At 32.4% G+C, this 11,705-nt stretch carries 13 protein-coding genes; 5 read left to right on the forward strand and 8 right to left on the reverse strand.

What is annotated here, in order from left to right:
• Nucleotides 1-2: 2 nt before the first annotated feature.
• Together mgtE and CSUIS19073_RS05555 are read left to right on the forward strand one after the other, a co-directional pair.
• Entirely contained in the window at nt 3-1,358 is a 1,356-nt protein-coding gene (mgtE, locus tag CSUIS19073_RS05550) for a magnesium transporter (RefSeq protein WP_086237612.1), read from the forward strand.
• Nucleotides 1,343-1,936 carry an NUDIX hydrolase gene (locus CSUIS19073_RS05555; protein WP_086237613.1) on the forward strand — a complete coding sequence of 198 codons (594 nt, stop codon included), beginning with the start codon at nt 1,343-1,345 and terminating at the stop codon, nt 1,934-1,936. Before mgtE ends, CSUIS19073_RS05555 begins: the two co-directional genes overlap by 16 nt.
• On the opposite strand, the gene CSUIS19073_RS05560 is transcribed toward CSUIS19073_RS05555, so the two are convergent.
• The 5 genes from CSUIS19073_RS05560 to CSUIS19073_RS05580 all read right to left on the reverse strand — a co-directional run bounded on the left by CSUIS19073_RS05560 (nt 1,933) and on the right by CSUIS19073_RS05580 (nt 6,697).
• Nucleotides 1,933-2,895, reverse strand: a complete 963-nt coding sequence (locus CSUIS19073_RS05560; protein ID WP_086237614.1) for a cation diffusion facilitator family transporter — start codon at nt 2,893-2,895, stop codon at nt 1,933-1,935. The genes CSUIS19073_RS05555 and CSUIS19073_RS05560 overlap by 4 nt on opposite strands.
• Nucleotides 2,896-2,897: 2 nt before the next feature.
• The gene (locus CSUIS19073_RS05565) at nt 2,898-4,652 is read right to left on the reverse strand and encodes a Na/Pi cotransporter family protein (protein WP_086237615.1); all 1,755 of its coding nucleotides are present in this window, start codon (nt 4,650-4,652) and stop codon (nt 2,898-2,900) included.
• Nucleotides 4,652-5,368 carry an EI24 domain-containing protein gene (locus tag CSUIS19073_RS05570; RefSeq protein WP_086237616.1) on the reverse strand — a complete coding sequence of 239 codons (717 nt, stop codon included), beginning with the start codon at nt 5,366-5,368 and terminating at the stop codon, nt 4,652-4,654. Before CSUIS19073_RS05570 ends, CSUIS19073_RS05565 begins: the two co-directional genes overlap by 1 nt.
• Nucleotides 5,365-6,060, reverse strand: coding sequence for a dUTPase (dut, locus tag CSUIS19073_RS05575; RefSeq protein ID WP_086237617.1), 696 nt, complete (start codon nt 6,058-6,060; stop codon nt 5,365-5,367). The genes CSUIS19073_RS05570 and dut overlap by 4 nt, the downstream gene beginning before the upstream one ends.
• Before the next feature lie 103 nt (nt 6,061-6,163).
• A complete protein-coding gene (locus CSUIS19073_RS05580) occupies nt 6,164-6,697 on the reverse strand; it encodes an ATP/GTP-binding protein (RefSeq protein WP_086237618.1) in 534 nt (177 codons plus the stop codon).
• Nucleotides 6,698-6,796: 99 nt separating this feature from the next.
• On the opposite strand from CSUIS19073_RS05580, the gene CSUIS19073_RS05585 reads away from it, so the two are divergent.
• Nucleotides 6,797-7,204, forward strand: a complete 408-nt coding sequence (locus CSUIS19073_RS05585) for a hypothetical protein (RefSeq protein ID WP_086237619.1) — start codon at nt 6,797-6,799, stop codon at nt 7,202-7,204.
• On the opposite strand, the gene CSUIS19073_RS05590 is transcribed toward CSUIS19073_RS05585, so the two are convergent.
• From CSUIS19073_RS05590 to CSUIS19073_RS05600, 3 genes are read right to left on the reverse strand one after another with little or no spacing between them, the layout of a single operon-like run.
• On the reverse strand, nt 7,196-7,576 hold the full coding sequence (locus CSUIS19073_RS05590) for a response regulator (RefSeq protein WP_086237620.1): 381 nt from the start codon (nt 7,574-7,576) through the stop codon (nt 7,196-7,198). The genes CSUIS19073_RS05585 and CSUIS19073_RS05590 overlap by 9 nt on opposite strands.
• A complete protein-coding gene (locus CSUIS19073_RS05595; protein WP_086237621.1) occupies nt 7,573-10,389 on the reverse strand; it encodes a hybrid sensor histidine kinase/response regulator in 2,817 nt (938 codons plus the stop codon). The genes CSUIS19073_RS05590 and CSUIS19073_RS05595 overlap by 4 nt, the downstream gene beginning before the upstream one ends.
• Entirely contained in the window at nt 10,389-11,042 is a 654-nt protein-coding gene (locus tag CSUIS19073_RS05600; protein ID WP_086237622.1) for a hypothetical protein, read from the reverse strand. The genes CSUIS19073_RS05595 and CSUIS19073_RS05600 overlap by 1 nt, the downstream gene beginning before the upstream one ends.
• 153 nt (nt 11,043-11,195) lie before the next feature.
• Here CSUIS19073_RS05600 and rpmH point away from each other — a divergent pair, with 153 nt between their 5' ends.
• Nucleotides 11,196-11,330 carry a 50S ribosomal protein L34 gene (gene rpmH, locus CSUIS19073_RS05605; protein ID WP_086237623.1) on the forward strand — a complete coding sequence of 45 codons (135 nt, stop codon included), beginning with the start codon at nt 11,196-11,198 and terminating at the stop codon, nt 11,328-11,330.
• An 8-nt stretch (nt 11,331-11,338) separates the two neighbouring features.
• Complete coding sequence (gene rnpA, locus CSUIS19073_RS05610) at nt 11,339-11,671, forward strand: ribonuclease P protein component (protein WP_180379396.1); 333 nt, start codon at nt 11,339-11,341, stop codon at nt 11,669-11,671.
• The last annotated feature ends 34 nt before the right edge of the window (nt 11,672-11,705 follow it).

Raw genomic sequence — 11,705 nt, forward strand, 5'->3', positions numbered from 1 at the left:
CAATGCCAAATAAAAATTTAGAAGAGGCTAAAGAGAAGCTTAAAAAGCATATTATAGATGAGAGTGAGCTAAGTGCTGCTGATATAGCAAGCCATCTAAAGATATTAAAAACTCACGATGAAGATGAGTATGCTAAATATCTAGAAAAGCTTGACGCTCACACGCTTGGCGAGGCGGCTATGGAGATGCCAGAGCATATGCTCCGTGATGTGATCGAAAATATCCCAAATGATAAGATAGCCGAAGCTATAGATGAGCTAGAAAGCGATGACGCAACTGATCTTATACAGACCATAGAAGAGATAGATGAAGAGAAGGCAAAAGAGCTATTTAGCTCACTTGAGATAGATAGCCAAAAAGAGATTAGTAAGCTTATAAATTATGAATATAACGAAGCTGGTGCGTATATGCAAACAGAACTATTTAGCGCTAGGTTAGATGAGAGCTTAGGTAGTGCTATAGCTAGGTTTCGTATAATGAAGCAAGAAAATAAGATTGAAAATGTCTTTTCTTTATTTGTTGTGGATAATGAAGGGGTATTAAAGCATACAATTGCACTTGAGGATCTTATAACATATGATTTTAATCTAAATTTAAATCAAATTGTAGTTGAAGATGAGGAGAGATTTAAACCGCATTTTGCTATTGATAGTGATGATATTAAGGTTGTGGCTGATATTATTATGGATTATGATTTAAGTGCGATTGCGGTTACAAATAGAGCTGGAATTTTGCTTGGGCGGATTACTACTGATGATATTCACGACTTTTTAAAAGAGAGTGCTACTGAGCAGATTTACAATCTAGCTGGGGTTAATGATGAAGCTGAAGAGGAGGGGCTAGTCAAAACTGGTAGAGCTAGGGCTGCTTGGTTGTTTGTGAATTTGATTACGGCAATTTTAGGGGTTATAGTTATTGGATTTTTTGAAAAGTCTATTGAGAGTTTGGTCGCCTTAGCAGTTTTAATGCCAATAGTAGCTAGTATGGGTGGTAACGCTGGAAATCAAACGCTAGCCGTTACTGTAAGAAGACTTGCTCTTGGCGAGATTGGGATTGATGATTTTTGGACGGTGCTTAAAAAAGAGATTATAATGGCGGTCTTTAACTCTTTGATTTTTGCGATTTTTTTAGGGGTTTTAGTAGGACTTTGGTTTGATATGCCAATGCTTGGAGTGGTAATAGCAGTAGCGATGGTAGCAAATATCATTATGGCGGCATTTTTAGGCACATTTATCCCCCTTACTTTAAAGCGCATAGGACTTGACCCGGCTGTTGGTAGCACGGTGTTTTTAACTACTGCAACTGATATTATAGGATTTTTTGTATTTTTAGGACTAGCGACATGGATTTTACTATAAGTGATTTAAAAATCATACCATTAAAGGAGTCTAAATTTGTTAGACCATTTAGTATCTCATATACTCAAGATGGTAAGAAGAAGTGTTGGGATTGCGTTGAGGCACACGATAGCGTGAGTTGTCTGCTATATCATAGGGAGTTTGACTCATTTTTGTTTGTTAGGCAGTTTCGCCCATCTGTGTGGTACTATCAAGAGAAAAATCAAATCCAAACCAAAAACGGCCTTACATATGAGCTTTGTGCGGGGATTATGGATAAGGGGCTAGATACCAAAGCTACTATGATTGAAGAGATTATAGAAGAGACTGGATATAGCCTTAGTAATATAGAGCGAGTTACTAGTAGTTTTACCGCACTTGGATTTGGAGCAAACTCTCAAACTCTATTTTATGGCGAAATTGATGAGAGTATGAAGGTCTCAAGTGGCGGTGGGGTAGATGATGAGAAAATAGAGTTAGTATTTATAAAGCAAAACCAGATATTAAATTTCATCTATGATGAAAGCAAGGTAAAGGCACCAAATCTACAATTTTCCATACTTTGGTGGATGATGAATAAAAAGGCTAAATTTGATTAAAGCCATTTTGGGTTTTTTGTAAAGCTAACGCTAAGCCAAATTTTATAACTTGGGATATTTAATCCTTGCTCTATCTCATCTCTTATTTGATCCATCTCATCTATGCTTTGAATTTTAAATGACTCACCCATTAAGATATTTATCTCAATCATAAAAAATCTCCCACTCTTTGCTACATGCGTATCATAATCGCTAAAATTATACTTTTTTGATATATTTTGTAGTAGAGTGTCTATCTTATCATCCATATCCTTAGGTGCGACCATGGCTAAATCGGCTAAATTTTTTATAAATACCTTTAGTGGCATTATGGCTAAGATCATAGACAATACCACTAAAAGCGTAGGATCTAAATATCTAGCCCATATAGTTTGACTCTCCTTATCAAATAGCCAAACCGCCCCAAAAGCTAAAAATCCACCCATATAAAGCACGCTATCTATAAGCCACTCTAGGCTATCAACAGATATTAGTGGGGATTGTAAGATTTTAGCTTGATATGATGTAAAAAGCCAAATTCCAATAGATAAAATCATAGATAAAAATGAGTAAAGCATCGCTTGGTCAAATTTAACTTCATAGCCACCGGTTAAAATGCCTTCAATGCCGTTGATTATGGCATACACGCATAGTATTAGTAAAATCAAGCTTTTAAATAGATTTACCATAGGCTCAAATCGCATATATCCATATTGGAAAATATCATCATCTTCTTTATAGATAAATTTTGATGTAATTACGCTAAGTAGGATTAAAATAATAGATAAAAACGCCACCAAACCATCAAAAATAATCGCCTTTGAGCCAATGTATATCCCATACGAAATTCCAAAAATCGCTAACACCACCGCACAATATAGCGATATTTTTAGCGTAAATTGCTCTTTTTGGCTTTGCGTTAATGGCTGCTCTATGTTATTTCTAATTTTTTTATACTTATTTTGCGGTGGCTTTATCATATTTATGCATTCGTTATCTCTTCTAATTTTTCTTCGCTATGATGATGAGTAAATATCATCTCAACCACCTTAAGCATACCTTTTGTGATATTTTTCATTAGCGCCGTATCATTCATCAAAGATGTTGCCATTTTGTTGGTGATTTTTTTATTGATGATTAATACATCAAAGTTAAACTCACTATCATACTCTTGATATATTTTACGCAAATTTTTTATCTGATTTTCTAGCTCACTTGGGTCTTTGATATTTGCGATTTTATACATTATGCGAAGGCTTTGTAGCATTTCAACTCTTAGTTTATCATACTCCTCTTTAGCATATTGATTAGAGCTTGTGATATATTTATAGATATTTGGCTGGGCATTTTTCATATCTTTTAAGGTTTCAGCCATAATCAGTGCTGAGCGCCTAATATCCATAAATTTACTCAATTGTTCTGGCTTAGCATTAGCTCCAGCTAATATGGCGTAGTCGATAATCTGACTATATATCTCTTTAAATCTATTATTATATAGCTCATCATAGTCAATTTTAATCGCAGTTTGCCTTAGGGCGATTATATCTTTAGCGGGGGTATCGCTATTTTGTATATCGCTACTACTAATGCTAATGGCTTTTGCGATGATTGAGTTTGCGTTAGAATATAGGTGTAGCATCTCTTTATTTAAGACCTCTAAAGCACTATTTGGGAATTGTAATGAGTGCTCATCAAGATACTTAGCGCTATCGATTTTACTCCTTTTTTTGCTATCTTTCATAAATTTATTTAGTAGTTTTTCGATAAATGGGATTAATGGGTAGAATATGATTACGCCAACAGCATTAAAATATGATAAAAATACAGCAAGTCTAAGGGTATAATCATCTTTAGCAATACCAAAATAGTCGCTAGTAATATCGGTGATATACATAAATGGCGTGATTAAAATAATGCTTATTATCGCACACGATACATTAAATAATACATGAGCTACTGTTAGCTTCTTGCCTTCTATATTTGCATTTAATGAGCCAATTACAGCCATGACAGTTGAGCCTACATTTGAGCCGATGGCTATACCAACGGCATTTTCATATGTTATCTGTCCTACGCTTAGAGCGGCTATTGCTAGGGTTAAAGATGCGTGTGAGCTTTGAATTAGCACAGTAACTACAACCCCTACAAGCGTATATATAAGCAATCCTCCAATGCCAGACATAGCAAATTGTGATAGATCAATGCTATCTTTAATGTGGTCAAAGCCACCTTTCATATATGAAATTCCCAAAAATAAAAGCCCAATACTAAATAAAAAATACCCAAAGCCTTTTATCTTTTGAGTTTTATTAACCATACATAGCATACCAATTACGATAAGAGGCATTGAGTATGCAGCTATATCTACCTTAACCCCAAATCCAGCTAAAAACCAACCTGTGGTAATGGTGGCTAAATTTATCCCGTATATAATAGCAAGGCCTGAAGCTAAAGAGATTAGCCCAGCGCTTAAAAATGATATAGCAAGAACGCTTACAAGACCGCTTGATTGCATTATGGTGGTAGAAACAGAGCCAAATATAAAGCTTTGAAAATTTGTTTTAGTCATTTTTTTTAAAAATGTCTCCAAGCTTGCCATCATTGAAAAGCTCTTTTCAAGCACACTCATCGCATACAAAAATATACAAACCCCAAAAATAATAGTCAAAAAACTCTGGCTGATATACATCAAAATAGATATTAAAACTATAAAGCTAAAAAATAGAATATTTTTCATCAAAACCCTTTTGAATTTTTCTCCAATAATAAATGGCTTAAAAATATTACAAAAAATATTTGACTAAATAATCCAACAAATGGTATTAAGGTGATTATGTAAAATATCACTGAAGCGCTAAAAAATTTAACTCCACCGCCTTTTTGTAAATCAACTTCAAAGATTAATCTATCAGAGGTATTGCTAGCGACATCAATTAGCATAAGGCGATAAAATAGGTAGAAAAATGGCAAATTTAGTATAAAAAGATTGATTACTGGGATAAATAGAAGTGGGATACAAATTAGAAAAATTAGTATAAATTTGATAAATGTGATAAAGATTAAATTTAATACTCTAATGTTGCTTGGATCTGGGGTTGTGTTGTAATTATAATATTTTTGATTTATAAATTTAACTATATATGGGGTTAAAAATCCTGTGATTACAGCAGCGATTGCGACGCTTAAGATGATGGCTAAGAATATGCTAATTACATAAAATGATGAGGTTATGATGAATTGAACTAAGCTTAGTGATATTAGCCACGCTATAAATCCATCTCCACTAGCATAGGTTTGGATTTGCGGCTTGGCAAAAGCGGCAAAAATATCATCGCCAAATAGCACAACTAAGCCAATTAAACTAGCCAAAGATACCGCAAGTGGCAAGATGGATAATAGGATAAATCTAAGGCTTAAAAAATCAGCAAATGAGCGTTTAATCACACTATTCATTGGATATTTTGATAGCTAATTTTAAGTTTAGAGTAAATTTCATCTACGCTACTTACTCCACTTTGTAATATCTCACTCATTACTATATTATCTTCTACTCCATTCCAAATTTTTTTGTATGTACCATCTTTGTAGCCGTGGTCTTGGCGAAATTTGTTTAATACATTTTTGCCTATATAGATATTAAATAATTTTTGTAAATTCACTCCGCATTTTAACGCAACTCTAAAATAATCCCTTAAAAGATCAAAGAAATTTATATTAAACCCACTACAACGATTTATGATAAGCTCAGTATCATTGATAATCTCATAAATGCTATACTTTTTAATATTATAAGGCTCTTTACAAAATTCATTAAATCCGCTTGTTGCTACTATATCATTAGCTAAATTTTCTATATCTCCAAGGGAGTTAATCTTATAATTTTCTAGTCCCAAACTCATAATAAAATGCCAAATATCCACAATCTCAATAGCGATATTATCGACATCTAATGGGGCATTTATCTCCTTCCAATGTTTCCAAGCAAAGCTATCAATTAGCTCAGCACACTCCATATATATACAACGCTTCCAGCTAATTAGTTTGCCATCTTTAGTGGTGCCTCTCTCCCAGCCAATGCCATTTGTATTATCATTTAGTTCTTGTTGAAGTTTTAACATCTCTTTTATTAAATTTCTATATATCATAGCTTTACCTTAAAATTTTTAAAATTAAAGATTATACAAAAATTTAGTTAATGATTAAATTTAGATAGCAAAATTTAGCTAATAAGCTTGCTTTTAAGCAAGCTTAAGCGTAGTAGTTTAGGCTATTTTGTGGTTTTATCATATTTTCAAATAGCTTATTGGTTTGTTCTAGTAAGGTTTTATTTATTTTATTATTTGTACTTTTATTCTCTTTTAGCATCTCATCAAACATATCTAAAAGCGATTTTTTTAGCTCTATTTTTGCATCATTACTGCTTAAATCTGGTAGATATTTTTTAAGCGAATTTGAGATATTTGCGATTGTCTCATCGCTAAATGGCTCATTTTCCTTAACTTGCTTCATAAACTCATCTATTTTTGGGCGAAGTTCTTCCATAGCCTTTGCTATCTCATCTCTATCTTGCTGGCTTAGGCCATTATCGCTATTTAGTTCAAATTTATATCCATAAGAGTGTTTAAGACTTAGGGTTTGTGATTGCGAATTTGTAGAGTTTTTATTTGAGTAGTTAAGCTCTTTATTATCATACATTGAAAGATTGATAGTATCGCCTGAGCTGGTTTTAAAAGAGTAGTTAAACGCATTATAAGAGGCGTTTGCGTAGTTGCTAGTTGTCATTATGATTTCCTTGAAAATTTATAACAAAATCGGCTAAAAGCGATTTATTTTAAGCCAAATTTGGCTAAAATCAAGCAAAAATAGTGCCAATATAAAAAGATGAATGAGAAGATAGTTAAATTTATTAAAGACGAGCATATATTAACCCTTGGCGTGAATTCGCCAGATGGGGCGTATCTTTGTAGCTGTTTTTATGCTTTTATTGAGCCAAATTTGATTATTGTGGCTTTTGGAAGTGGTAGCTACCACCTAAGGGCTATACAAAGTGATAATAGGGTTTTTATAAATATTGCCTTACAAACAGATATAGTAGGGAAAATTCAAGGTCTTCAAGCCAAAGGAGTGATAAGTAAAAGCGATATTAAAGAGCATAAAAGTGCCTATATATCGAGGTTTGCTTATGCTAGGTTTATGAAGCTAAATTTATACACAATTAGGCTAAATTGGCTTAAATTTACAGATAATAGCCTAGGATTTGGTAAGAAAATTGAGTTAAATTTAGCCTAAAGCGTTGGCTATCTTTTTTATAAATTTATTTAATGATTTTTTGCTAATTGGCTTTACTATAAAGTCATATACCCCAAATTCCAACGCCTTTTGACGCTGAGAAATATCTGTGCTGATGGCTATTATTGGAATATCTTGGAGATATTTGCGTTGTTTGAAATTGTTTAAAAACTCAAACCCATCAAGGCGTGGCATATATATATCTAGTAGTATCAAATTTATATCAAATCTACGCTCTAAAATCTCCATCGCCTCTAATCCATCTTTGGCTGTGGTTATGCTTGCTATATAGAGATTATTAGCCAAGATCATATCTAATAGCTTAAGAGTAATCTCATCATCATCGATTATAAGGACATTTAGCTTTATCATAGTAGCTCTTTTATCTGATTTTCTAGCTCAGATTTGCTGATATTTGTATTTAGTATCTTAGCAAATTGCGTTTTTATTTGTGTTGGAATTTTAATATTTGGCTCTATAAATAGCACCATTTTACTCATAAATTTATGTAATTCATAGCTAGTCTTTAGGATATTTAAGACCCTTTTAAAGTCAAATTGAGCTGCTCCATAATCAATTAAAATTAGCTTATAAGCTCTATTTTGTATGATCTCTTCAAGCTCATCTAAAGAATCAGTGCTATCTATGCTATGGCAGATCTTTGATAGGACGGCTTGGTAAATTCTATTTTCCATTTTACTCTTTTTTAATAGTAATATATCTCTTGTATCATCAAGGGCATTTAGTGGGTCTTTATTATCAATGCTAGATAAAATTTCGATAATTTGTGATTTAAAAAACGGCTTTTGCAAGTAGTAATCAAATAGCAAATTTGTCTTATTTATCTTATCTTTAGGGCTTGAAAGCATCACTATTATAGGTGTTCTTTCTATATCCTTTTCATCTTGCGTGTTGATAATATTTGTTGTAGCGATTATGGCGTTTTGCTTATTTAGGGCAATATCAGTAAAAATCGCATCATAGTGGTTAATCAAAGTAAGCTCATACAAGCTTTTGCCATCATAAACCACATCTACATTAGCACATATCTCCTCAAACATCTCTTTAATTTTTTTGCTTGTATCATTGGTGGCAATTAGAATTTTTAAATTATATTTTTGTGTGGATTTAAGGCTATTTAATAGTGCATTTATCAAAGAGATTAGGCTAGGGCTAAAGCCGTGATTAAGCTCTTGATACTCTATATTTTTTGGATTTTTATCGCCTTTAAATTTGCCAATAACTGGCGTGGCATTTGGCTCAACTGCTACGCCAAGGTATTTTAAATATAGGTTTATAATCTCTAAATTCTCCTCATCAATATCATTTTTATTAATCGATACTTTTGAGCCTTTAAATATATTAGCGTAGTTTTTATCATTATGTGGGTGGAGTTTTAGGGTTAAGTTTAGGCTAAATTCACTACCATTTTTTAGCTGACTTTGGACATTTATCTTGCTATTTAGCATCTTAGCATAGTGGTTGATTATACTTAGGCCAAGACCAGTTCCGCCATAAGTTCTTGATAAATTTTCATCTACATAAAAGCTATCAAATATCTTATTAATAGCATTTTGAGCGATCCCAATTCCATTATCTTTGACTATAAAATCAAAGCTAATATCGCTATTTGTAGATGAAATTTTCTTTGCATATATATTGATTTTGCCACCATTTGGCGTGAATTTGATGGCATTGTCAATTAAATTTATAGCTATTTGCCTTATCTTCTCTTCATCGCTAAATGCAGTTATCATAAGCTCTGGATCGATGTAGTAAGTAAGGGATAGATTTTTAGCTATAAGCCTATCAAAATATGAGGTTATAATCCCATCAAATAGATTATAAAGCACAAATTCGCTCTCATAAATTTCGCTCTCTCCAGCTTCGATCTTAGCCATATTTATGATATTGTTTATAGCTTTTAGTAGAGTTTGGCTGCTATGTTCGATTATATCAATTAGCTCTTTTTCATCCTTGCCTAGTGAGCGACTTTTTAAAAGATCTATAAAGCCCATTATGCCATTTAGCGGAGCTTTGATTTCGTGCGATATATTGGTTAAAAAGGCGGTTTTAGATCTACTATCGCTTTGGGCTATATCTTTTTGTGCGATAATCCTATCTAAGGCCTCATTGATGATTTTATGGCCATTTTCTAGCGAATTTTCTTGGGTGCCATCAGATAAATTTGCAGATGAGACTGATTTTATTTTTTTAATAATTTTTGATAGATTATTGATATTAGCTCTTATATAATTTTTAGTGTAATATGATGTTAAAATCAGCACAATGCTAATAAGCCAAACCACAAAAGCTATGATAGAATCAAATAAAATTTCTGTAGAGAAATTATCTATTTCAGATTTGATTTGAGATATTATCGCTTCTTGAATTTGATATGCGAATTTTAGCTCATCGCTGATTAGATCGTAATATTTCTGTCCTAGGTAGCCACTTGGTAAGCCATATTTTATAATCTCAATTGCAAAGGCGCTAAGATTATCAATAGCTTGTTTATACTCATTGCTTGTAAGTATTGATTCTATAGTATTTTTGGCTTGACTTGATGGTAGGTGGCTATAATCTAATTTATTATTTCTTATAAGCTCAAGCCATAAAAGAAGTTCTTGATCGCTAAGGGATCTATAATTGATAATATTAGCCACCAGATCTCTTTTAGCGCTTATGGCTATGGTGTTAGAGTATGATGAGGCAAAAGCAAGGATAAATATATTTATTCTATGCGATATATCATAATTTCTAAGCTTTAAAATATCATCTTTGATAAGTAGGTTAATATCTCTAAAATAGCTTGAAATTTCACTTTTATTAAAGTCTGAATTATCTAATTTATAGCGAATTTGAAAAAGCGTATTAAGCTTATTTAAAATCGGCTCTATGCTCTTTTGATTATAGTGTAGGGATTTGATATGCTCTATTGCGTGATCTGTGATTTGGCGATTTATATTTTTACTTGTTGTATCATTGATAATCATCTCTTTATCCAACTCTTTAGAGAGATTTACAAGATCTAGTGAGATGATAAATTTGGATTTTAGATCTTTTAAATCAGCATTAATATCATACTGTCTAACCAAATACCAGCTAGATAGAAAAAATATAATACACAAAGGTATTGTCGCTATTAAGCGTAAAATTCCAAGTAGGCCAAAGTGTAGTCTCATCACATCTCGCTTTTAATTATATTTTCGATATTTTCGATAAATTGCATATATTGGTAGAACTCATCATTGAGTATTTTTTCATCATTAGTAGATTGGATATTTATTAGAATTTGGCAAAATTCAGTTAATTTTAAGTTTGTAGCCATCGCGGCAAGCTCTTTGATAATATCACTAGCATCTATCAATAAAAGCTTCGCTTCATATAAGGCTTCATATCTCTCTTTGGCTATTTTAGTAAATTCTAAAACTCTAGTTTTAAACTCATTAGCATCCAATCTACTAATGTATAGTATATCCCATAGCCATCTAGTTTGGTCGCTAAAATATGATAGTCTATTGCCATCAAATAGTAGCTTGACGCTATAATAATGCTCATTTAAATCCTTTAAATTTACCACTTCAACGGCAATTTTAGCACTCATTATATCGCCATTATCAAGCTTGATTTGCATATCTTGGATATTGGACTGGGACTCAGATATTATGAGATCTATATAGTGTTTTTTGGTGTTATATAGGGGGCTAGTTTCTAAAAAATAGTCGCTCACATCATTACAACTTCTAAAAAAATCCTCAGGAGTTAAAAAGCCAAAAAGAGATAGCCCTTCGCTACTAATACCGATCATTTCATAGTTTTGATTATAAAGTATCATATTAAATTCCAAAATAAATTGCTTGATTTTAGCGTAATTTGCTTTAGATAGAATTTAAATATATCTAGCCAAGATGAAATTTATCAAATTAAAAACCGTTTAAGTAAAATTTAGATAAAATCCAAAACCTAATTTTACCCAAAAGGAACATTTATGAAAAGAACTTATCAACCGCATAAAACACCTAGAAAACGCACTCACGGCTTCCGTGTTAGAATGAAAACTAAAAATGGTCGTAAAGTAATTAGCGCTAGAAGGGCAAAAGGTAGAGCAAGACTAGCTGCTTAAGAGTTAAATTGAAAATTAGCAAATTTGACTCTATTAGTGATAGTAAAGAGTTTAAAAGGGTCTATCAAAATGCCAAAAAGTGGCATTGCGATTTGGCAGTTGTCTATTTTTTAGAGTCAGATATGAGTAGATTTGCCGCAGTAGTAAGCAAAAAGATTGGAAAAGCAGTAGTAAGAAATAGAGTTAAAAGGGTTTTCCGTGCTGCATTTTTTGCGCTTAGTAATGAGTTAAAAAGCGGTATATATATCTTCATTGCAAAAAGCGGAGCAGATGAGGTGCCTTTTGATAAAATTTGTAAAAATTTTAGATGGGCGTTAAAGCGAATGGACTCCATAAGATAGCCTGTGCTATTTAGTTTAAGTAGCGAATTTAGCA

The organism is Campylobacter sp. RM19073 (assembly GCF_024723495.1).
GTDB lineage: Bacteria > Campylobacterota > Campylobacteria > Campylobacterales > Campylobacteraceae > Campylobacter > Campylobacter porcelli.

Coding starts and splice junctions, on each gene's coding strand:
- mgtE (WP_086237612.1), top strand. CDS start 3: ATGCCAAATAAAAATTTAGAAGAGGCTAAAGAGAAGCTTAAAAAGCAT.
- CSUIS19073_RS05555 (WP_086237613.1), top strand. CDS start 1,343: ATGGATTTTACTATAAGTGATTTAAAAATCATACCATTAAAGGAGTCT.
- CSUIS19073_RS05560 (WP_086237614.1), bottom strand. CDS start 2,895: ATGATAAAGCCACCGCAAAATAAGTATAAAAAAATTAGAAATAACATA.
- CSUIS19073_RS05565 (WP_086237615.1), bottom strand. CDS start 4,652: ATGAAAAATATTCTATTTTTTAGCTTTATAGTTTTAATATCTATTTTG.
- CSUIS19073_RS05570 (WP_086237616.1), bottom strand. CDS start 5,368: ATGAATAGTGTGATTAAACGCTCATTTGCTGATTTTTTAAGCCTTAGA.
- dut (WP_086237617.1), bottom strand. CDS start 6,060: ATGATATATAGAAATTTAATAAAAGAGATGTTAAAACTTCAACAAGAA.
- CSUIS19073_RS05580 (WP_086237618.1), bottom strand. CDS start 6,697: ATGACAACTAGCAACTACGCAAACGCCTCTTATAATGCGTTTAACTAC.
- CSUIS19073_RS05585 (WP_086237619.1), top strand. CDS start 6,797: ATGAATGAGAAGATAGTTAAATTTATTAAAGACGAGCATATATTAACC.
- CSUIS19073_RS05590 (WP_086237620.1), bottom strand. CDS start 7,576: ATGATAAAGCTAAATGTCCTTATAATCGATGATGATGAGATTACTCTT.
- CSUIS19073_RS05595 (WP_086237621.1), bottom strand. CDS start 10,389: ATGAGACTACACTTTGGCCTACTTGGAATTTTACGCTTAATAGCGACA.
- CSUIS19073_RS05600 (WP_086237622.1), bottom strand. CDS start 11,042: ATGATACTTTATAATCAAAACTATGAAATGATCGGTATTAGTAGCGAA.
- rpmH (WP_086237623.1), top strand. CDS start 11,196: ATGAAAAGAACTTATCAACCGCATAAAACACCTAGAAAACGCACTCAC.